15 protein-coding genes are annotated in these 21,106 nt (G+C 56.3%); all 15 read right to left on the reverse strand.

Annotated features, from left to right (window positions below):
- Window positions 1-8 precede the first annotated feature (8 nt).
- The 15 genes from HMPREF1323_RS01340 to HMPREF1323_RS01410 all read right to left on the reverse strand — a co-directional run bounded on the left by HMPREF1323_RS01340 (window position 9) and on the right by HMPREF1323_RS01410 (window position 21,016).
- The gene (locus HMPREF1323_RS01340; protein ID WP_009432395.1) at window positions 9-1,184 is read right to left on the reverse strand and encodes a DUF4856 domain-containing protein; all 1,176 of its coding nucleotides are present in this window, start codon (window positions 1,182-1,184) and stop codon (window positions 9-11) included.
- A 5-nt stretch (window positions 1,185-1,189) separates the two neighbouring features.
- Window positions 1,190-1,849 carry a hypothetical protein gene (locus tag HMPREF1323_RS01345; RefSeq protein ID WP_156795166.1) on the reverse strand — a complete coding sequence of 220 codons (660 nt, stop codon included), beginning with the start codon at window positions 1,847-1,849 and terminating at the stop codon, window positions 1,190-1,192.
- Window positions 1,836-2,885, reverse strand: a complete 1,050-nt coding sequence (locus HMPREF1323_RS01350; protein ID WP_009432342.1) for a DUF4302 domain-containing protein — start codon at window positions 2,883-2,885, stop codon at window positions 1,836-1,838. The genes HMPREF1323_RS01345 and HMPREF1323_RS01350 overlap by 14 nt, the downstream gene beginning before the upstream one ends.
- Complete coding sequence (locus HMPREF1323_RS01355; protein WP_232203974.1) at window positions 2,869-3,861, reverse strand: putative zinc-binding metallopeptidase; 993 nt, start codon at window positions 3,859-3,861, stop codon at window positions 2,869-2,871. Before HMPREF1323_RS01355 ends, HMPREF1323_RS01350 begins: the two co-directional genes overlap by 17 nt.
- A gap of 16 nt (window positions 3,862-3,877) precedes the next feature.
- Window positions 3,878-5,404: a RagB/SusD family nutrient uptake outer membrane protein gene (locus tag HMPREF1323_RS01360; protein WP_009432382.1), complete on the reverse strand. Its 1,527-nt coding sequence runs from the start codon at window positions 5,402-5,404 to the stop codon at window positions 3,878-3,880.
- Window positions 5,405-5,569: 165 nt separating this feature from the next.
- Complete coding sequence (locus tag HMPREF1323_RS01365) at window positions 5,570-8,926, reverse strand: SusC/RagA family TonB-linked outer membrane protein (RefSeq protein ID WP_009432406.1); 3,357 nt, start codon at window positions 8,924-8,926, stop codon at window positions 5,570-5,572.
- Window positions 8,927-8,942: 16 nt separating this feature from the next.
- Window positions 8,943-11,204: a TonB-dependent receptor family protein gene (locus tag HMPREF1323_RS01370; RefSeq protein ID WP_044123865.1), complete on the reverse strand. Its 2,262-nt coding sequence runs from the start codon at window positions 11,202-11,204 to the stop codon at window positions 8,943-8,945.
- Window positions 11,205-11,775: 571 nt separating this feature from the next.
- Window positions 11,776-12,924, reverse strand: a complete 1,149-nt coding sequence (locus tag HMPREF1323_RS01375; protein WP_009432324.1) for a DNA polymerase III subunit — start codon at window positions 12,922-12,924, stop codon at window positions 11,776-11,778.
- Window positions 12,925-12,954: 30 nt separating this feature from the next.
- Entirely contained in the window at window positions 12,955-13,566 is a 612-nt protein-coding gene (locus tag HMPREF1323_RS01380) for an anthranilate synthase component II (protein ID WP_009432374.1), read from the reverse strand.
- Between the two features lie 8 nt (window positions 13,567-13,574).
- Window positions 13,575-14,285, reverse strand: coding sequence for a GNA1162 family protein (locus HMPREF1323_RS01385; protein WP_044123866.1), 711 nt, complete (start codon window positions 14,283-14,285; stop codon window positions 13,575-13,577).
- Window positions 14,282-14,635: a DUF4810 domain-containing protein gene (locus tag HMPREF1323_RS01390; protein WP_009432398.1), complete on the reverse strand. Its 354-nt coding sequence runs from the start codon at window positions 14,633-14,635 to the stop codon at window positions 14,282-14,284. The genes HMPREF1323_RS01385 and HMPREF1323_RS01390 overlap by 4 nt, the downstream gene beginning before the upstream one ends.
- Window positions 14,636-14,658: 23 nt before the next feature.
- Window positions 14,659-15,048, reverse strand: coding sequence for a hypothetical protein (locus HMPREF1323_RS01395; RefSeq protein WP_009432361.1), 390 nt, complete (start codon window positions 15,046-15,048; stop codon window positions 14,659-14,661).
- Window positions 15,035-15,967 (reverse strand): CsgG/HfaB family protein, encoded by a 933-nt coding sequence (locus HMPREF1323_RS01400; RefSeq protein ID WP_044123868.1) that lies wholly within the window; start codon window positions 15,965-15,967, stop codon window positions 15,035-15,037. Before HMPREF1323_RS01400 ends, HMPREF1323_RS01395 begins: the two co-directional genes overlap by 14 nt.
- Before the next feature lie 341 nt (window positions 15,968-16,308).
- The gene (locus tag HMPREF1323_RS01405; RefSeq protein ID WP_009432313.1) at window positions 16,309-17,955 is read right to left on the reverse strand and encodes a RagB/SusD family nutrient uptake outer membrane protein; all 1,647 of its coding nucleotides are present in this window, start codon (window positions 17,953-17,955) and stop codon (window positions 16,309-16,311) included.
- 13 nt (window positions 17,956-17,968) lie between these two features.
- Window positions 17,969-21,016, reverse strand: coding sequence for a SusC/RagA family TonB-linked outer membrane protein (locus HMPREF1323_RS01410; protein WP_009432414.1), 3,048 nt, complete (start codon window positions 21,014-21,016; stop codon window positions 17,969-17,971).
- Window positions 21,017-21,106 lie beyond the last annotated feature (90 nt).

The raw sequence follows: 21,106 nt of genomic DNA on the forward strand, positions 1-21,106 counted from the left end.
AGGAGCGCTTAGCCCTTGGAGGGAAGGCTAAGGGCAAAGGTCGAGGAGATACTGCGAGCGACCTCGTCTAGGCGCTCCCTGAGCGAGCTCTCCCACAGCCCTTCGCCTGCTCGGAGGGAAGCGATGAGACGCTTGACCTCTTCGTGCGAAAGGTAGGGCTCACCACTGGGGCGACGAGTGAACTGTAGAGCGTAGAGGTAGCCGACACCCCGTGAGACGAAGCGGAAGGCATCTTCGGGGCGTTCGTTGAGGTTGGCTAGGGTGTTCCGTCCCACGAGCTCCTCTAGGGCTCGGGCAGCGACTGCCTGCGCCAGTAGCCCACGGATGTTACGCAGGTGTGATAGGGCCTCCTCGTAGCGGTACTCGGTGATAGCGAGGCGACCAAGGGCAAAGGCATTGAAGAGCTTAGTCTCCGATCCTCGTAGTCCCGTGAGGCTGTTGGACTGGAGGAGCTTCTGGGCTTGTAGGTAGTAGCCGTAGGCCAGATCCCATGTATGCTCCAGCGCCGTATAGCTGTGCCCTGGGACTAGCTGTGGGGCTTCGTGCGCTTGGATAAGCGTCTTGTCGGTGAGGAACTTCTCGTCGAGGTATTCCCCAAGAGCCTTATCTAGGTACACGGCACCTAAGGTCATCCCTCGGTAAAGCTCCGAAGGAGCAAAGCCATCGGCAGTGACGAAGAAGCGATCGTTGTCCCCTTGGTTGTAGCCGATGAATCCCGTTTGTCCAGCGCTGGCTCTGCGGTTGTACCGCTCGGTAGCATACGTGTCTCCATCATAGCCAGCAGCCCTGCGTACATCGTCTAGGATCTGGGCGAAGTCCGATAGGATCACCGAGCGATACTTACTCTGCTGAGCGGAGGAAGCGATGAGGGGCTCTAGGGCGATCTCATTGTTCCCCCCTTGGGCAAAGAGTTGCTTGAGCTCCTGCCAACGTGCGCCATTGAGGATATAGGCTGTGCGAAGGAATCGTGAGTAAAGCGTCTCAGAGGCAGAAGCTGCCTGCTGAGGTAGGAGTAGGTCTACACTGCTCGTCCCCTGACGCTGAAACGTGTAGGTGGGATCAGGGACGAGTGGAGCCTGGTACTGGCTCTCGACCACCTCCCCCTCCCAGCGTGAGCAGGCTGGGGTAAGCGTGGTGAGTGCCAAGAGGAGCGCCCAAGAGCGGCTTGAGGTATAAGGCTTCATTTGCACTAAGGAAGTATAATGTACTTGCAGAAGGGAGCAGGCAAGCGTGCCTCACCCTCATCGTAGTTCTGTGTCTGACGTGTCTCTAGTACTGGTGTGGCGAAGATGCCATCAGTCGAGACAGCTTCTAGGGAGACGTGGATCGTGGAGCCACGGGCAGCTGTGCCATTGACTAGGAGGAAAAGGGGCTGGCCAGAGCTAAGCGTCAGCGTCTGGGTATGCTGCTTCCCGTCGTTGGGGATCAAGCTGGGGCTCTGGAGGGTCTTCTCCGTCCCTAGCTCATGCAGCATCTTGTCTGCTCCGACATAGCGAACGACACAGCGTGAGCGCACTTCGCTCTGCTTGCGCAAGCCTCCTTGATGGAGATCCGCAGGTTCGCTGAAGGAGTAGGTCAAGGTGACTCTATAGGTGCGAGGTGTGCCAGGAAGCGTCACCCCTGGATAGACGAAGGTGCTGGGAGTCGTCTCGGGGTTGCCCGAGAGGATCGTCATATCTTCATAGCGACCGTCTGGACGCTCTACCCCACGGAAGGGGAAGAGCTTATCATAGTCCTCCGTGGGATAGTCCACTGGGGTGTGCTTGCACCCTACGAGGGCGAGAGCTGTGAGCCCTACGAGGCTCTGCAGAAGTCTATTCATCGTGGTGATCGCATTAATAGTAATCATGAGTGGCATCGGGATCATCGTAGAGCTCGGCGATGATGCCAGTCTCTACCCCCTCGGGGTGAAGGTGACGGCTCACTAAACGTCTCGTGCGGTAGGGAGCATCGTACACCTCGACAAGTTCGGCAAAGAAGCGATCTCCCTTGCGCTCAAAGTCTGAGAAGATGTACTTCGAACTATAACGGATACCTGTGAGGAAGGTGAGCCCCTCGGGGGTACCCACATAGCCTGATCCTAGCCCAACGATCGCTTGGGGAGGTCCATCGGGGATCAAGGCTTTGCGGCTAACAGCTGTGAAGAGTGCGTACCGCTGGGCGACGAGGTTGCGTCCGTAGGAGGTGAGTTCGTTCCTCGTGCTATACTTCATTATGTAGTTGCTCAGGAAGAGCGTACGTCCTCCCTGATGGATACGTATCTGAGGGTTGCGCATTTGCTCAAAGGCTATGCGGTGTCCTTCGGCTCTCTCAAGGCGAGCTGAGCGGTCTACGTCCTTGGCGATCCTACGGAGGATGAAGTAGGAGCATGCAGGCTTCGTCGTACGAGGGCTCTCGAAGATCAGTTGCCCATCAGCGTCTGTCCCTCGGAAGAGGAAGTCTAGCTCCCCCTCGTAGCGCTCCCCGATCAGCTCGGTGAGGTAACTACCGGTCGTGAAGCTTAGGCGAGTATAGCCAGCCTGACCAAGTTCGTAGGTAGACTTTTGGACAGCCTTGGCAGAGCCATCGGTGTAGTCCCCTTGTAGCTCAAGAGTACCATCTCTGTGGAAGGTCATCTGATAGTAAAAGCCTCCGTAACCGAGTTGGTTGGGGAACTTATGCTGGTTGATCTCCTCCTTCGGGTTGGTAAAGAGCAGGGAATCTGTCTTCGGGAAATAAAGGACTTCCCACCCCTGAGGAGCGGAGACTAATACCTCCCTTAGCGAGTCTTGTCGTGCAAGGCTTCGCTCGGTAGGGGTATTGGGGAAGACTTGATCATCCTTAGAGCATGCCCCTAGTAGGATGCTTGCCGCTAGGGCGAAGGTGAGGCTAAGGCTGTGTCGCATGATGCTTGTCGAGATACTGGTTCATGAGCTGGAGGCTCTGTAGCTGGAGGCGTTGAAGAGGTATGCGCCAAGCCTCCTCAATGTACTTGGAGAGGAAAGCTCGCTTCTGGACGAAGGACTCATGAGCGATCTTGGCTTCCTCGGCATAGCGACGCTTAGCCACCTCGTCGCCGTCTGCGTCATCAGGGATAGCAGCATCCTGCTCTGCCCGAGTGATGGCAGCAGGGGTCTCGGTGAGTGTGACGCTGTACATCTCTGCTAGGTCTTCGCGTGCACCCAGCATCCCGAGGATGGAGTAGAAGCCTCTGCTGTAGGCGTACCTATTCAGGCCAAGACCTTCTCTAAGTCTCCCTGACTTCTCATAGCTACGATAGGCATCGGCGAAGGGCTCGGTGGTCGAGCTGTAGCGGTCTGGCCCCAACGATAGGAAGCGGTCATGGTCGTAGGGATGAATGGTCATGAGATGTCGGCCGATCTGGTGCTGAGCACTACGGACGAGGCGGTACACCTCCACGGGATTAGTGGGGGAGAAGGTGTCTACATTGTATATGTATAGCTCGATGGAGGGGGCCTTGCGATTGAAGAGCAGATCTACGCCTTGTCCGTCTCTGTTGGCACCACCGTAGAGGTAAATGCGCAGTAGAGGATGGGCAGGGAGGAAGTCTCTGCTGGTGAAGAACTGCTTGTCTCGGTAGAGGCTGAGTACTGTTGCCTCCAGAGCTTCGAGTACGGGGCGTACTTGCTCGAGGCGTGGGGGATAGGTGTGGGTAGATCGCTCCGCATGGTTGCGATCCCATCTATAGATAACCTCGGCTTGGTAGGGGCGAGTAATGTGCTCCTGACACCAGCGGTCTAGCTCGCTCTGCTGCTCGCTCACTGGAGGCAGGACGCTCCGCTCACTGAGCTGATTCTTCGAGCAAGAGGCTAGGGTCAAGCCGAGGGCAAGTGTGAGGGTGAGGTATATGGATTGTTTCATCATCGTTGGGGGATGCTTAGTGACGTATACGATGGTTGTTGCCCTCCCTTGGATTGGGCTCTAGGCCAGCGGTGATGGCTTCGGTGGGGAGCTGGAGGCACTGGCGCGGGTCGTCCTTCTTGAGGGGACGGTAGAAGCTGCTCTTGGAGCTACGTGTGACCTCGATATTGAATCGCCTCAGGTCAAACCAACGTAGTCCCTCCTCGAAGAATTCCATCTGACGTAGATACAGGATGGTACGTATCATCGGTAGCTGACGAACCGTAAGTCCATAGAAGGGAGCATAGAGCGCATAGTCGGAGGTAGAGCCCTGCGTGTAGCTATCATTTGGGACAGCTGGCTCGTAGCCGAGCTTGCTCAGGGTGTAGGCCTTGAGGTCTAGGATGGCACGATCATACTCGCCTAGCATGGTGTAGGCTTCCATACGATTGAGTAGGACTTCGTCCGTAGTGAAGAGGACATTGGTCACTGCTAGCCCTCGGGGGTGTACCTCGGAGGTCTCCTGCTGGGTGGCTCGCTCATCGAACTTAGCTAGGTAGCGTGTCGTACGATAGGGCTCGGGGGCAAAGACGAAGGGGTAGATAAGGGTCGCATCTCCCGATTGGTCGTCATCCTTGATGGTCTTTCGCTTGAAGATCTTGTCTACGATTCCCACAGTCGCCCCATAGCGATCGGTGGCGATCGATCGGGAGAGACGGGACTCCGTAGAGGCAAGCATCAGGTTAGCCGCTGTCTGGGGAGAGCAGTAGATCTCGTGCAGTCGCTCCCTGCGTCCCTCTAGCTGTTCCTGATAGCTGATCCACGGACGTAGCGTCGTCCCTGGGGCGTGCCCTAGCACGTAGTCGGCGTAGGCGATGCACTGCTTCCAGTCCCCCTTCATGAGGTAGAAGCGGGAGGCGAAGGCATAGGCTGCTCGCTTAGAGAAGTGGTACTTCGGCTGCTGATAGTAGCGGTCAGAGACGAGGGAGATCCCCCTCTTGAGGTCTTGCTCGATCAAGGTGTACACCTCCTCGACCGTACCTCTCTTGTAGTCCACGAAGGCGTGCTTCTCGGGCTTGGTTAGATAGGGTATGCCGGGGCTGGATGCAGAGCGTCCGTAGGGCTCTGCCCATATATTCACGAGCATAAAATGCAGGTAAGCTCTTAGGAGGAAAGCCTCGCCATAGAGAGCACGTGTGCGCTCATTCTTGGGGAAGGTCGAGAGAAGCTCCAGCACCTTATTCGCTTGGGCAATTCCTCGGTAGCATTCCCGCCAGTAGCTCAGCGGTGTATCTAGATCCTCTTGGTCGTAATCCTCCCAGAGGTACATGGACTCCCCTAGGCGGGTCTGAATACCATTGACGCGCTCCTCTACATTGTCTGTACGGGGCTCTAGGAAGGGGATGTAGCTAGCCGTGGGGTAGGCTCCCGTGAGGAGCTCTTGGAGCTTGTCCTCGGTGTCTATACTGATGTCTAGAGCGGCATCGGGGTTCTTATCTAGGTATCCCTGACAGCCACCGAGCAGGAGGGCTAAGGAGACGAGTAGTAGTGATCGCTTTATCATCGTTGTCTATACGTACTTTGAAGTAGAAGGCAGACCCTGCTTGAGGTTCGTTTGTAACCTCTCGATAGGTACTATTGCTGCCTCAGGGGAGTTTCTATTGTTGCCTCTGAAGAGTTTCTATTGGAAGTCCCAAGGTGTACCTACGGCAGGGTCGATACCCCTGTCTTAAAATCCTATCTGTAGCGAGAGCGTGTACTGTCTAGGAGTGGGTAGAGATACCCCCCCTGCACGATAATACTCTGGGTCCTGTCCACGTAGACGCTTGTCGGAGTAGATGAGGAAGGGGTTCGTCAGGCTAAGCTGTAGCTTAGCTGAGTGTAAACGAAGCTTCTTAGCGAAGGCCTCGGAGACCCGATAGCCCAGCGAGACATGCTTCAGACGTACGAAGCTACCATCGGCGACTCGTAGCTGGGAGTAGTTGTAGGTGCTATAGGCACGCTCAATATTCTCCCTACCCACCGCATTGATTAGATCCTGCGAAGGGATGGTAGGGACATCGGTATGCTGTTCGTCCCCAGGATTCATCCAACGATTGCGGTATTCTCCAGAGAAGACATTGAGGTCAGCGAAGGTGGGGTCAAAGGTGGGGTTGAGTCGGATCTTATTGCCCGCCTGCGCCGTGATGAATAGGGTGAGATCCCAGAGACCGTAGCGCAGGGTGTTCGATAGCCCACCGATGACCTGAGGCTCGATAGGCCCGTGATAGGTGAGGTAGCTCTTGGTGTACTGGGTATCACTGAAGTCCGCACTGTAGACGTTGGCATCCTCACCATGATTGGTGGGATAGAGTCCAAAGTCAAAGGTGGGAAGCCCGTGACTATTGAGCCCTTGGAAGTTGTAGGAGAAGAGCGAACCCTTGGGGTAGCCTACGAGGTTGCCCCGACCACGTCCAGCGACCATGTCTAGGGCGTTGGGCGTATTACGCAGTCTTGTGATCTTCTGGTTCATGAGGCTGAGGGTAAGGCTACTGCTCCATGAGAGCTCCTTCGTCTCTATGTTCGTCGTGCTGAGTGAGAGCTCGATCCCTTGGGTGCGCATATCCCCGAAGTTGGCATACTTGTAGTACTGCCCCCCGATACCAGAGGTACGGACTAGGTCGATGAGGTCAAAGGCATTACGCTGGTAGAGGTCCACCGTAGCCCGTACACGGTCACCAGCCCAAGCGGTCTCGAGGCCCAGGTTGAGCTCGTACATCTTTTCCCAAGTGAGGTCACGGTTCTCTAGGTGGCGAATGCGTAGGGCATTCTCTCGGTCCTGATAGCGTCGAGGCGAGGTCGTTCCACCTTGGTAGACTGAGTTGGCATTGACAGCTTCCTCGTTCATCTTGGCGGTGAGTCCGTAGCTCATGCGCACAGCTAGGCGGGAGAGTAGGGAAGAGGGATGGAAGAAGGCTTCTCGGTCGACGTTCCACTTCCCCCCTACATTCCACGTGGGAAGCCATTGGGTACGAGCGTTGCGCCCCGAAGCATTTGACCCTTCCATGTTGATCAGGGCATTGAGGATATATCGCCCGTCGTAGCCATAGGTAGTGCTCGCAGAGAACGTCACTCCTCGGTCATAACGTCTAGAGTAAGCGAAGTAATCCTCCCCCTCACGAAGTAGCTTACTGAATATGCGAGGATCGGTATTGATCTGCCCACCACGATCGTACTGCACACCGTAGCCGGTGAAGGGAGTATGCGAGCGGTCGGCATAGCGGATTTCAGTGAAGCCAAAGGCCTTGATATCATGGGGGCCGATATGGCGGTCATAGTCCAGAGCCAGACGCATGAGATAGCTCTTCAGGCTCGTCTCATCCTTCTTAAGTATCCCCCCATGAGGCAGGGCAACCTCGGGACGGCGCTCGGGATGCTCGGGGTCACGTAGCAGGTAGATGTTGGCCGAGGCGACCTCAGGAGTCTCCATAGCTCGGTAGGCAAGGACTTGGTTCGATCGCTCCGTGATCTCGTGGGCCATAGAGGTGTAAGCCTGTCGGGTGGAGACGAGGGCACGGGCTTCAAGATGCGGTCGGACCTTGTAGCTGGCTTCAGCTTGAGCCTTGAAGTCGAGCACCCCGATCTCCATATGGTTGGAGTGGTATTCCTGATGGATGTTGAAAGGTGCCCAGTTGTTGCGGTACCGCTCAGATGGTAGGAGCGTACGGCTTGTGCCCAGAGCATAGCTAAAGGGGTTGATGTCGAAGTCTCTCTCGAAGAGCCCCAGCGTAGTATTCTTGCGCTGAGGCAGGGTGCCAGGCGCATTCTGAGAGCGGATGTTCCCCTGAGCGGATAGTGTGACCTGCAGGCGTTCTCCGAGGTAGAAGGTATTCTTGAGGTTGGCCGTGATGCGCTGTACCCGATCTGATACTGTCCAGCCTCCGTCATAGAAGAAGCCCAGCGAAGCATAGGTGGCACTACTCCGTCCACCCGCACTGAAGCTCACGGTATGGCTCGTCGTAGGTGTCAGACGGAAGAGCCCGCTGAACCAATCGGTATTGGCTCGCTCGTGCTGCTCGAGGAAGGATCTACGTGCCCCTGGTGTGTTCTCCAGCTTATAGGTCCCCGTCTCGGGATCGTACTCGGAGAGCGCCCTATTGAGTAGATGGTATACCCCACCACGACGGCCGTAGAGTGAGCTGGCGAGACTGAAGTAGCCCTTTTCCCGCATCTCCTCATAGATACCCATCGTCTCTTGTGAGTTCAATAGGTCATACTGGCTATAGCTGGGTCTGAGGCGCATAGTATTCTCCGTGGCATAGCTTACCCTCAGAGGTGTATCCCTACGTCCAGACTTAGTCGTCACGACGATCACGCCGTTGAGTGCGCGTGCTCCATATATAGAGGTAGCAGAAGCATCCTTAAGCACCTGTATATCTTGTATATCGGAGGCGTTGAGCCCTGAGACAGCCGAACTGATGAGCGTCGCTGCGTCTCCCGATGCTAGCTGATCGAGGCTAAGGTGTACGAGGTCTTCATAGACCGCTCCGTCGATTACCCACAGAGGTTGTACATTACCTAGTATAGATGCCCCACCTCGGATATTGATACGAGGTGCAGCACCGAATGTACCAGATATGCTCTGGATGGATAAGCCTGGTACACGACCTTCGAGCATACGAGATATATCCTGTGTCCCCTCTAGGTGGATGTCTCGCATCTTCACCGATGAGGCGGCACCCGTATAGACTCGGTTGCGGATCTTCTGATAGCCCGTCACCACGACATCCTCGATGAGCTTGTTATCCTCCTCGAGGGTAATGGTGAGCCGTGCGCTATGGATCTTCACTTTCTTGGCTTGCATACCCACACTACTCACGAGCAGAGTATCTCCTATGCGGGCGGTGATGGTGAACTTCCCTACGCTGTCCGTCAGCGTGCCTTGCGTTGTCCCCACAAGGCGCACGCTAGCTCCTATTAAGGCTTCGCCACGGCTACTGCGTACACTACCCGTGATCAGGCTCGCTTGTTGTGCCAGAGCACTGAGGGGAAGGGCAAGGAGGAGCAGGAGGCCAAGGCGTATGATGTATCTAAGTGATTGCTTCATGTCTTGCTAAGAGGCGTTAGAGGTTGATACGTACTCCACCATAGATGCCGAAGGGGTGACCAGGTCTGAGGCCAGAGGGGTGACGGGAGACGAGATAGACTTTGTTTGCTAGGTTCACAGCGTTGAGGGTCAAGGTGAGGTGGCGGTTGAGGCGGGCCTTGAGTGATGCGTCTATGATCGTATGGCTAGGGATAAGATGTGCCTTGGCGATACGTCCCTGCCCTGGGGCCGTGCGCATGTCTGAATTGTAGCGGACGCTGAGGTTAGCTTCTAGCCACTTGTACTCTAGCCCGAGCTGGGCATTCGCTGCATGTCGGAAGATATAGGGCAGTTCATCCCCTGCAAAGACTTCCCCCCAAGCAGATGAGTAGAATTCGTTCTTCATCTCGGTATCGGTCAAGGTGTAGCTGACCTGCAGAGGTAGGCGCACTCCCCAGCTCTTAGGCAGGGGTTGCCAAGAGGCTAAGAACTCAAGCCCCTGTACACGTGCTGATCCTACCGTGAACTGATCCAGCGTACCCTGTCCGCCCGCAGCGGCGAGGTCACTGCCGAGCATGTTGGAGTAGTCGTTGTAGTAGCCGATCGCTTCTACCTTCAGATCCTCTGTAGTGAGGCGTATCCCTGCTTCTAAGTTGATACTCTTCTCGGGCTTCTGCTGGTAGTAGGTCATCACGCTTGGGGGAGCGAAGCCCTGATGAATACCTGCAAATATGGAGAGGGGACGAAGGATGCGATAGTTGATCCCAAGGCTAGGAAGGAGTGCAGTAGCGTGGTTGCTTCCCTCGATGCGTAGGTGGCCCGTGCGTCTTGGGTCTTTGGTCGTGTAGTCTCGCTTGTATAGCTCTACATCCTCGAGGCGAAGCCCAGCGGTGATGGTCCATCCCGCCCGTGACCACTTCCCAAGGAGATAGGAAGCGAAGGCATGGGCAGTAGTGATGCGGTTGCTCTGTGAGCCAGGTTGGCCCACACGGAAGAGGCTCATCTTCCCGCCCTCGATGGAGTAGCTATCGTCGTGCTGGAAGCGGTCTTCTAGGTCGGCATGATAGCGGGCTCCGGCCTCGAGCAAGAGATAGCTCGAGAGGAAAGGCAGGCGGTACTCGATCTTCGTCTGTATCCCACGCGAATGGTAGGAGCGCTGGTTGGCTCGAAGCATAAGCGCTTCGCCGAGGCGGTCGGTGGCACCGGTGAGGATGTCCAGGTAGCGGGCATTGGTCTCGGGGTCGGCTAGTATCTCTTCGATGCTTCGCTTTTCGCCTTTCTGATCTCCGATACGCACATCGTTGAGCTTATACCAGTTGCGCCAGAAGTAATTATAGTAGGCACTTGTCGTCACCTTCAGCCCGCCCGTGAAGTCGACGAGGTGGGTCAAGGCTGTTTGCGTGTGGCGAGTCTGCAGCTGGTCCATCTGGGCACCACGGTAGCGGTAATAGGGGCGGGAGGCAAAGTCCTGCTCACTCAGCCCGACGTAGCTCTCATCGGAGTGTTCGTTCGAGAAGCCGAGCTTCAACTCCAGTGCCTGACGGATCTCAGCATCCTCACCGCTATGGATGCGGAGCTTTCCGACGACATCATTGCGGTAAAAGCCTGTACGTTCGTTGGGCTCATCCTTCTTAAACCCCTTTGACTGGTAGCGAAGGTATTCGACTAGGTAACCGACATGCTTGTGGTCGCTACCCAGATGGGCGTAGGTGTTGAAAGTACCGAAGCTCCCATAGGAAGTGCGGAGGCCTGCTTGGAAGCTCTTGGGGATGGGAGTCGATACCATGTTCACAGCGCCCCCCGTGGTGAAGGGACCATACTGCACTTGGCTACTTCCCTTGAGCACCTCAATGGCGTACATGCGGGCGGCATTGGGGAAGTAGTAGGCGGCGGGAGCGGCATAAGGGGCGGGGGCTGCAAGGATCCCGTCTTCCATGAGCGAGATACGTTCGCTTCGCTCGGCCTTCGTCCCTCGCAGGCTGATGTTTGGGCGCAGGCCGTAGCCATCTTCTTCGTAGATGTTCACGCCCGGCACGGCACGTAGCATACGGCTGATGTCTGTGTAGCCGAACTTCTTCAGTTCCTTTGGCGAAAGGTAATAAGCTGAACCCGTACGGTTGCGTGCTTCGAACTTGCTTCCCAGCATCTGTCGTGCATAGACCACGACCTCGTCAAGTCGACGGACGGAGTCTCTCCTCACTTCGCCGAGGCTATCTGTCGCGGCTACTTGCGCCTTCGCTCCCAGGATCACCGAGCTAAGGCTTAGTGTAATGGCTAGTCGTCTAGCTATATGATACATCTTTAATGATAGGTGTTATCCTTATGTGTTCTCTAGGCACATGCACTCCCCAGCCTTCTCTGGTTCAGATAAAAGGCTATACATAATAATACGTGTCTGTGGAGCAGAGGATGTTCCTCCAGTAACCTAGGCAATCTAGCCCGCAAAGATATAGTATCTCCCTTCCCCTTGAAATACCTAAAAATGGGGGTTTTATTCGGTCAATCGCCCCCTTATATACCTGATTTTGGAGCTCCAGCGTTATCCCAGCTACTACGCTCCAAGGAAAGAGCGCGTACACTCCAAGCCGAACTGCCCCCGACCTCTTCCTCTTTTTGCCCGCACTTCACAAACAGCTTCTGCGAGCAAATGAAACGACTCCGTCCGAAGAAAAAAGGTCGCCCTGCGGAAGAAAAAAGACATTCTTCCGCAGGGCGAAAAATTTGCGTGCGCACGCAGGGAAATTTCTGTGCGCACAAAAAAATATTTTCGTGCGCACGAAAATTTATTTCCTTCCGCAAGGAAATTTCGCCCTCTGCGGAAGGAGGCTTATCCCCCTACACAATAAGCGATTAGGGAGAAGGCACAAAAACTACCTTACCCCCGCCTGCTTGTAGCTCGGAGCGAGGGTCGAAGTGAGACGCAGGATGAGGTCGAAGAAGACCATCTTCGCCTGCACATTCTGCGCTAAGTGGCGAGCGGCTTCATCGATCTCGGCCTCGACCTGACGGACGTTGCGCCCCGTGATGCAGGAGCGTAGGTAGCGGGCGATGCCTTCCTCCCGACTCGTGAGGTAATTGATGTCGGGGAGGGAGAGATTGTAGAGATAGAACTCTCTGAACATTCGCGCCAGGTACTCCAAGAGGCTCGCTTGCTCTTCCTTCGACAGTGCCGCGAGGTCTTCAGCGAGGAGCTTCATCTCGCGGGGCTGCGCATTGACCGTCGCGCGGAGGATGCGCTGCAGAAGGGCGTATTCCTCGCCCAGCTCAGCGGCACGCCCTTCGTAGAGATCGAGTGCCTTGCGGTAGTTACCCTCCGAGAGGTGGGCGGCGTAGAGGGCATCCGCCTCGGCATAGTCCGTAGGTGTTGCCCGTAGTGCTGTCTCGATCTCGGGCTCAGTGAGGGGGCGAAGGCGAAGGGTCTGCATGCGGCTGCGCAGCGTCTGAAGGACGGACGGCTCGTCCATCGTGACCATGAGGATGACGGTGCGCTCGGGTGGCTCTTCGACGAGCTTGAGGAGCTTGTTGCCCAAAGCCTCTTGCATGCGCTCGGGTAGCCAGATGATGAGGATGCGGTAGCCACGCCCCGAGGTCTGATAGCCCATCATGCGCTGCAGGGGCTCGCCTTCGCGAGCGAAGATCGAGGCCTTTTTCCCATCGCCTCCGAGGAGTCCAAGCCATTCATCATAATAGGTATAGGGGCCCTGCTGTATGAAGCGGCGCCAGTCCTCGATATGGTCTTCGCAGAGGTTCTTCCCCGAAGCGTTGACGATGGGATAGAGGAAGGAGAGATCGGGATCCCCCACTTCGTCATAGCGACGGCAGGAGGGGCAATGCCCGCAGGCGTCCCATTCCCCGCGGTCGGTGCAGTTGAGGTAGCGGGCATAGGCGTAAGCCAATCCCAGAGCACCCTCGCCATCGCGCCCCGTGAAGAGCTGGGCGTGAGGGACGAGCCCCTGGCGAGCCGTCGTAAGGAGCTGCGCCTTGAGGCTATCGTGACCGACAATATCTCTGAAGTACATAGGCTAAGGGATGTAGATGGATGGGAAGGGCTATCTGCGCCAAGCACGGACGGCTGTGGCGAAGGCCAAGAGGTAGGCACGTCCGTGCTCGCTGATCATGCTCTCGGGATGGAACTGCACCGACCACACGGGATCCGTGCAGTGGCGCATCGCCATCAGTACACGGCCTTCATCAGCATCGGCGCAGTAAGCCGTCGGGACAAGACAGGTCGGGAGGCTCGCTTCGTCGACCGCCCAGCTGTGGTAGCGCCCGACGAGACTTCCCGTGGGGATAGCACCGACGAGGCGGTCTGCAGGATCTATTACGACAAGTGCGGAGGCATGCCCGTGGCGGGGCGCAGGGAGCTGCACCAGCTCAGCGCCGTAGTGCTCGGCGAGTGCCTGATGCCCGAGGCAGATGCCCAAGATAGGCTTTACTCCCACCTCGGCACGGATGAGGGCCTGCATACGGGGGAACTCGCTTGGCACACCTGGCCCAGGGGAGAGAATGAGCCCATCGTGCTCGGGAAGCGAAGAGAGCTCGAGCTCACCCTCGGGGATAACCTCGAAGGTGAGCTCGGGGAGTGAGCGCAGGAGCTCCACGACATTATAGACGAAGGAGTCGCGGTTGTCAATGACTAAGAGGTGTACCGTGGAGCCCATGGTACACGCTACTTGAGGTTACGCCCCGTGACGTGCGTGGGACCGACTTGGTCGCCCTTATCCTTGAGATAGCGGGGATGGTAAGTACCTGCAGGGAGGCTCTCCAGCGCATCGCGGTTAGCCAGACGTGCAGCTACGACCTTATCCGTCATTGAGGTAGAGATCGCCCCCACGACGATATCCACGAGGGTACTCAGGATGCCACGCCCTCCTTTGTCTTGACTCAGATCCACAGCACCCTCTAAGCGGCGCGAGAAGAGCGTCTCCCCAGTCTTCGTAGAGCGTAGGAGGTACTCGACATCGATCTCAATCTTCGAGCGCAGGGCGACCTTCTCCCAGCGATGGATGATGGTGAAGAGTACGGCGTCTGCACCGAAGACGCGGTAGAAGGGAGCGACATTCCCCTGGATGAAGTCCTCGGCATTGGCGGCACTCTCCTGCTCCATCAGCTCCTTCGCGAGGAAGGGTGAGAAGACGTAGTAGCCACGCTCAGCCAGCGGCTTGAGCAGCGTAGCGTAGAAGTTGTCCTTCAGCTCGACCTGATTGGTCTCGTTGATCGAGGGCATGATGACGATGGAGCGGGGATTCTCCCTGTAGAGTGTAGCATAGGCATCCTCACGGCGCTGCGTCTGCTCGCTCAGGAGTCCACATGAGGAGAGGAGTACCAGCGAGACGAATGCCCCTACGGCCATGAAAGCTCGGTGTAGTCGGATCTTCATTTCTTCAGCTGCTTGATGAGACGACGGACGAAGACGGCACTCTCGGGGTACAGCTCGGCTTCCTTCTCGAGGAGCTTCACACCTCGCTCGGTATCGCCTTGCTTAGCTAAGAGGTAGCCGTACTCAGCGCAGAGCCCTGGAGGAGGCATCTTGCGCAGGCCTTCGGGCTGAGTGATGAGCTTCTCGTAGACCAAGCCGAGAGCCCTAAGGCGCTCGGGGGTGGGATTCTGTGCGACGGCATAGGCCGTCTGCTCATAGTTGCCCCACGAATATAATGCGGGTGAGGAGCCACAGCTCGGAAGGAGTCCCCCAAAGAGCAGGAGTGCGGCGACGGTATAAATTAACTTCATCTTTTGTAAAAGAGGATCTACGCTTACTGCAGGGTGATGGTCTTCGCGGCTCGGCTGGAGATGAAGATCTCCTTGGAGAAGAGCGTGCGCCCCTCGGCATCTCGGACGATGACCGTATGGCGCCCTGGGGTGATGGTGATGCGCTTCGCATGACGTGTGACAGCATCGGGGCGAACGGCTACGATCCCCACAGCGGAGACGTCGTCGACTAAGACAAAGACCTTCTTCCCGACGTAGGCACCCGAGGAAGCTACGACGATATAAGACTCATCATTGAGTCCGCCCGAGATCGACGAGGTCGTCCCGCAGGCTGTCCCAGCGAAGAGGAGCGCAAGGAGGGAGAGTAGACCGACGGCCCACTGCTTGTAGCATGGTTGTTTCTTCATGATCGCTACGGTCTTACTGCTGTACATAATAGTTGTCTAAGGCACCCTTATCGAAGCTCCCCGAGACGACGCTGACGATAGCGTACTGCGTATCGGGCGTATCGCCGTCTACGGACTCTACGCGCAGCTGTGCCACGGGCTTACCCGCCAGATAGAAGGAGACACCCGTCTGAGGGTTCTTCACTTGCTTGCCACGCTTGTAGAGCGTGAAGGTATCTCCAGGACGAATGCCCTGAGCGGCCCCGCCTGCGATGATGATACCATCGGCATCAGCATTGATGAGGTAGGTGCGCCAAGGCTTGTCGGTGCACTTATTGATGATGTTCTCGACGAGCTGATCGATAGCCCCCGAGATGGCCTTATCGCTGAGGGTGGCGTCATAGCCAGCCTTACCGCCAAGACCCAGAGTGCTCTTACTCGTCGTCTGAGCCTGCCCCTTACCTTCCTCCGAATAGATGACTTGCCCCGTCGCGACGTCGACGATACGGATGCTCACACCCGCCTCTACCGTCTGACTCTTCTCCGAGGTGAAGAGACCATCCTTGCCAGTCGTCTTGCGGCCGAACTCGGTGATCGAGCCGAGGATAAGGTAGTCAGCACCGATACGCTGACCCTGCCCAGCCTTGAGCTCAGCCTCCAGCTTCTCCGAGTCGCTACGCTCGAGGAGGATGAACTTCCCCGAAGCATTGAGCTTCGTCATGAGGATATCGAGGGCCTGCTTCGCCATGGGATCATTGTCGCGCTCGTAGAAGATACCCTTGCCGTACTGCGTCTCGTTGGAGAAGCGCCCGACGGCGACCTTCCACTTGAGGCTACGCACATCGGCAGGGCGAGCGTTATTGACCCCAGGATGGGCGATGACTCGCTGGGGTTCTTGTGCAGTAGCATAGCCAAGCCCCGAGAGGCCTGCCAGCGCTGCGAGAGAAAGCGTCTTAAGTACATTCATAAGGCACTGTATATCTATAAGTGAGGTTTGTATCATACAAATGTAGTGATTAATAGCGGTAGAGGTATAGGGCTACGCCTATACAGACGAAGCTCTATACCACAGCTTGAGTGCAGATGGATCCTATGTGAACAGACCTATATTGGTCGGCGGGCTGACCTATATAGGTCGCAGACGTGACCTATATTGGTCGAGAAAGCAACCTATATAGGTCAGCCCGCCGACCAATATAGGTTCGCACCACCCTCCCCTACAGAGCCGTCATCACACCCAGATAAAGACAAGCCCCCCAGCTCACTGAGAGCTGGGGGGCTTATCCTGTATAGAGCTAAGCTGTGCGCTTAGTAGTCGGGGTTATTCTTACCGAAGTTGGGGTTACGGTCGATGACCCACTGAGGGATGGGGAGGTAGCGGAAGTGAGGCTTGAAGATGCGGTTCTCCACGAGCTTAGCTTCAGCAGGAGCAGAAGGATTGATCGTAGCACGCGTCTCAGGATTCGTACCCGTCATATCGACAGTCCCTACCATACGCTGCAGCGGACCATTGAGTACCGTCTCAGCGATCATCTTGCCGTCCGTACCCTTCCAGCGAAGGATGTCAGCACGACGGAGACCTTCGCCAGCGAACTCTACGGAGCGCTCACGACGGATCAGCTCACGGAGCTTATCCTTCGTACCGTACTTCGTCTGGTCGACAGCAGGCATACCTACACGCTGGCGCACGAGGTTGATCTTAGCGTACACATCAGCCGAAGGACCATTCAGCTCGTTCTCAGCTTCAGCATACGAGAGGAGGACCTCAGCATAGCGGAAGACGATAGGGCTGGCATTCGTAGACCACACGTCGGCATACTGATTAGCTGGAGCGGTGTACTTATTCCAAGTGAGCCCCGTCTTAGAGCTGTTGTTCGCACTTTCGGGATAGTCCTCGTTCTTCTTCCCACCAGGCAGGGTCTGGTCGAGGGTGTTGTAGATCGCAGTCTTGCCCTCGGGCGTGATATAGTTCGCACCAGGGTAGCAGACGGTCATGGCCATACGAGGGTCACGATCCTTGAAGGGATGCGTGGCATCGTAGCCTGAGCCCGACTCATCCGTCGTCAGCCCCGTCTTCATCTCATAGAGGTTGATGAGGTTGGCTGTTGGCACCATCGAAGACCAGCCCCCGACGGAGTTATTGAGCATCGAACCGATAGAGGTATAGTGAGGCTTTACCGTCTCGAGGTACTGCACAGCAGCGATGATCTCAGCAGAGCCTTGACCATCGATGGTGAAGAGCTTCTGGTAGCTGGGCTCGAGGCTGTAGACGTTGAGATCAATGATCTCCTTAGCCTTAGCCTTAGCGACCTCCCAGTCACCATAGTAGAGCGCTTCGCGCATACGGATAGCCAGAGCAGCACCCTTGCCTAAGCGACCACGCGTGACATTAGCCTCGAGGTCGGGGATCGCTTCATCCAGATCCTTAGCGATGTAGGCACGTACCTCAGCCTCGGTCTTACGAGGCAGACGAGCTTCGTCAGCATTCTGAGGGAGCTCGATGATGGGTACACCACCATAGAGGAAGTTCATCATGAAGTACTTATAGGCACGGATCACCTTAGCCTCAGCGATGATGCGCTTCTTCTGCGCCTCAGGCATGTTGGGGATCTCTTCGATCTGCTTGAGGAGGAGGTTACAGCGGCCGATAGTACCATAGCCATAGAAGGAGGCACCTGGGCTGGTGGGGCTCATCGTCCCGTTGCCGATGGAGCGGAAGCCTTCGTGAACGTGGAAGCTAAAGCCAAAGTCCGAGAGGCAGTCCATGTAGAGGATCGTACTACCACTCTCCCAGCCATCATAGCAGCCGACGAGGAACTTCTCAGCGTCTTCGGGAGTCTTCCAAGCGGTCTTCTGAGAGAGCTGGTTGCGGGGGGCTGTATCGAGGAAGCCCGAGCAGGAGACACTACCAGCCGTCAGGAGGCCAGCCAGCAGGTACTTATATAGGTTGTTCATTATCGTAGTCACATTAGAAGGATACGTTCAGCCCGAAAGAGTGCGTACGCAGCAGAGGGTAAGAGGAGAGACGGTGGCTCGTGGCCTCAGGGTCGATGTTACCGCGCATATTGTCCAGCGTGAAGAGGTTCTCACCAGAGTAGTAGACACGCAGGGAAGAGACACCGAGGTTCTTCAGGAGACTCTTAGGCAGGGTGTAACCCAGCTGGAGGTTCTTCAGACGCACGTAATGCGTGTCCTGCAGCCAGAAGGTCGAGATTGCTTCGTTGTGATTAGCCTGACCAGCGAGGTAGATGCGAGGCATCTTGCCCGAGGGCTTGTCTGCGCTCCAGGCATCACGCCACTCAGTAGAGGGGTGACCCGTATCCCCACCGAAGGCACCGAAGACCTCAGAGCTGTAGAGGCGAGAGGCAGCTGCGACACCGCTGAACATGGCAGAGAGGTCGAAGGCACGCCAGCCTAAGTTGAAGTTCATAGCGAACGTATAGGCGGGATCTACAGGATTAGAGAAGATACGGTCCTTACCATTGATCTTGCCGTCACCATTGACGTCCACATAGCGGATATCACCAGCCTGAGGGCGAGAGCCGAAGGGCGTACCATACTTAGCTACGAAGGCATCAGCTTCTTCCTTCGACTGGAAGAGTCCGTCAGCCTTGTAGAGATAGTAAGTCTCAAAAGAATGGCCAACGGCATTGCGAATGCGACCGTAGTCGGAGTCCATATACTCATTAGCACCGAGGCTGAGGATCTTATTCTTGTTGTAGGTGAAGTTACCACCTACGCCGAGCGTCCAGTCACCGAAGTGCGTCTTGTAGTTCAGTGCGATTTCGACACCCTTGTTCTCCATCGCACCTACATTAGCGTGGTAGGGCTTGAGAGGGAACTCAGAGGGGACGTCAACCTTCATCAGGATATCGGTCGTCTTACGAGCGTAGAAGTCTACTGACCCAGTCAGCTGTCCAGCGAAGAAGCCGAAGTCCAGACCTACACCGACGTTGCGGCTCTTCTCCCAGCTGATGTTGTTCAGCTTGAGGTCGGTCTGTGCATAGCCAGAGGTAAGCGCACCACCGAAGGGATAGGTCGCGCCGATATTGTAGGTATTGAGTGCAGGATAGTAGTCATTGAGAGCTTCCTGATTACCGAGGAGACCCCACGAAGCACGGACCTTCAGGTCGCTCAGTACAGGATAGAGAGGCTTCATGAACTCTTCCTTCGAGAGACGCCATGCACCAGAGAAGGAGGGGAAGTAACCCCAGCGATAGCCCTGAGCGAAGCGCGAAGAGGCGTCAGCACGGAAGTTCGCTTCGAGGAGGTACTTGCCGTCGAAGTCATAGTTCAGACGACCGAACCAAGAGAGCATACGCAGCTGAGCCGTCGTACCATTGTTCTCCTGCGTAGAGGAGGAGCCTGCACTTAGATCGGTAAGGTCGTTGGAGGGATAGTCCTTACGCTTGCCCTGCATGTACTGCGTGAAGAAGTCTTCAGCGTGCCACCCGAGGAGGGCCTTGAAGTTGTTCTTGCCAAGGCTCTTGCTGTAGTTAGCCAGTGCATCGAAGTTTGCACGCGTCCAGAGGTAGTAGCGTTCGTCCAGATTGTTGGGCGCACTCACCTTGTGGTCGTTGTACTTGATGAAGGGGACGAAGGCCTTGTAGTGCTGCAGACTGGCTACATAAGCTACGTTAGCCGTGAGGGTAAAGCCATCGAAGAGATGGAAGTCGATACCCCCAGTAGCGGAGATGTTGTGGTTGTCGCGATCGATGGTCTGACCTGAGTCAAGCCAAGCCAGAGGGTTACCGTCCCCCGTCGTCCCCCAGCTCTTGCCATCCTTGCTACGACCGAGGATCCAAGGTGCGACGATATTCAGCTGGCGGATGATCTGGTCAGAGCCACCAGAGACGTAGGAGTTATTGGGGTCAGCGTACTTATTCTTGATGTAGGAGAGGCCGAGGCGAGCCGATATGAGGCGGCTGAGGGTGAGGTCAAGATTCGTACGAGCGTTGAACTGATTACGCTTAGCGTTGGGGAGGATACCCGACTGCCCGAGGTAACCCAGCGAAGCCATGTAGCGGACCTGCTCCGAGCCACCATTGACACTCACATTGTGGTGCTGCATAAGAGCCGTACGGAAGGCCAGATCATACCAGCGGGTATCGGGGTGCCCTTCGGGGTCACTGCCGTCCTGGAACTTCTTGAGGTCCTCGTCAGAGAAGCGAGCTACCTTACCAGCAGCTACCATCGCCTTGTTGTAGAGAGTAGCGTACTCGAAGGAGCCCATACGGTCCATCAGGCGCGTAGCGCTCTGCATACCCACGCTACCCGAGTAGCTGACGCGAGCCTTACCCGACTTACCGCGCTTGGTGGTGATGAGGATGACCCCGTTAGCAGCCTTCGAGCCGTAGATAGCTGCGGAGGCAGCGTCCTTCAGGACTGAGATGCTCTCGATATCGCTTGGGTCAAGCATATTGAGCGTCCCAGACTCGAGACCGTCGATGAGGATGTAGGGATTTGCGTTGTTTAGGGTACCCGTACCACGGATGCGGAGCTTACCGCCGTCGAGACCTGGAGCACCGTTGGTAGCGGTGACTGTCAGACCTGGGACGAGACCTTGTAGACCATTACTGAGGTTCTGAATGGGGCGAGCTTGTACCTGCTTCAGGTCAAGAGCGGTCACGGAACCAGATAGGTTAACTTTCTTCTGCGTGCCATAGCCCACGACGACGACGTCACTGAGCTGCTGTGCTTCTTCCTTGAGCGTGATCTTGATCTGCGTCTGCCCTGCTACGGCTACCTCACGAGCTTCATAGCCTAGATAGCTCACACGGAGGATGGCATCACGCTGTACTCCCGACAGGGTGAAGGCGCCCTTGGCGTCCGTCATAGCCCCTTGCTTGGGATTTTTCTTCACGACAACAGAGGCTCCAACGATGGGCTCATCTTTGGTATCCACTACAGTGCCGCGGATGGTCAGCCCCTGTGCCATAAGCTGTGGGGCCAGGTAGATCGCCAGGATCAGTAGCCAACCGACCCAGAGAGACCTAAGGATGAATGTTTGTTTCATACACTTGGGATTTGTGAGTTTGAATAGTGGTATGTCTACATGCCACTCGGCTGTGGTGGCACGGTGTCCGCTCCCGAAAACGTCTTCATG

The organism is Porphyromonas sp. oral taxon 279 str. F0450 (assembly GCF_000292995.1).
Lineage (GTDB): Bacteria > Bacteroidota > Bacteroidia > Bacteroidales > Porphyromonadaceae > Porphyromonas > Porphyromonas pasteri.

Coding starts and splice junctions, on each gene's coding strand:
- HMPREF1323_RS01340 (WP_009432395.1), bottom strand. CDS start 1,184: ATGAAGCCTTATACCTCAAGCCGCTCTTGGGCGCTCCTCTTGGCACTC.
- HMPREF1323_RS01345 (WP_156795166.1), bottom strand. CDS start 1,849: ATGATTACTATTAATGCGATCACCACGATGAATAGACTTCTGCAGAGC.
- HMPREF1323_RS01350 (WP_009432342.1), bottom strand. CDS start 2,885: ATGCGACACAGCCTTAGCCTCACCTTCGCCCTAGCGGCAAGCATCCTA.
- HMPREF1323_RS01355 (WP_232203974.1), bottom strand. CDS start 3,861: ATGAAACAATCCATATACCTCACCCTCACACTTGCCCTCGGCTTGACC.
- HMPREF1323_RS01360 (WP_009432382.1), bottom strand. CDS start 5,404: ATGATAAAGCGATCACTACTACTCGTCTCCTTAGCCCTCCTGCTCGGT.
- HMPREF1323_RS01365 (WP_009432406.1), bottom strand. CDS start 8,926: ATGAAGCAATCACTTAGATACATCATACGCCTTGGCCTCCTGCTCCTC.
- HMPREF1323_RS01370 (WP_044123865.1), bottom strand. CDS start 11,204: ATGTATCATATAGCTAGACGACTAGCCATTACACTAAGCCTTAGCTCG.
- HMPREF1323_RS01375 (WP_009432324.1), bottom strand. CDS start 12,924: ATGTACTTCAGAGATATTGTCGGTCACGATAGCCTCAAGGCGCAGCTC.
- HMPREF1323_RS01380 (WP_009432374.1), bottom strand. CDS start 13,566: ATGGGCTCCACGGTACACCTCTTAGTCATTGACAACCGCGACTCCTTC.
- HMPREF1323_RS01385 (WP_044123866.1), bottom strand. CDS start 14,285: ATGAAGATCCGACTACACCGAGCTTTCATGGCCGTAGGGGCATTCGTC.
- HMPREF1323_RS01390 (WP_009432398.1), bottom strand. CDS start 14,635: ATGAAGTTAATTTATACCGTCGCCGCACTCCTGCTCTTTGGGGGACTC.
- HMPREF1323_RS01395 (WP_009432361.1), bottom strand. CDS start 15,048: ATGTACAGCAGTAAGACCGTAGCGATCATGAAGAAACAACCATGCTAC.
- HMPREF1323_RS01400 (WP_044123868.1), bottom strand. CDS start 15,967: ATGAATGTACTTAAGACGCTTTCTCTCGCAGCGCTGGCAGGCCTCTCG.
- HMPREF1323_RS01405 (WP_009432313.1), bottom strand. CDS start 17,955: ATGAACAACCTATATAAGTACCTGCTGGCTGGCCTCCTGACGGCTGGT.
- HMPREF1323_RS01410 (WP_009432414.1), bottom strand. CDS start 21,016: ATGAAACAAACATTCATCCTTAGGTCTCTCTGGGTCGGTTGGCTACTG.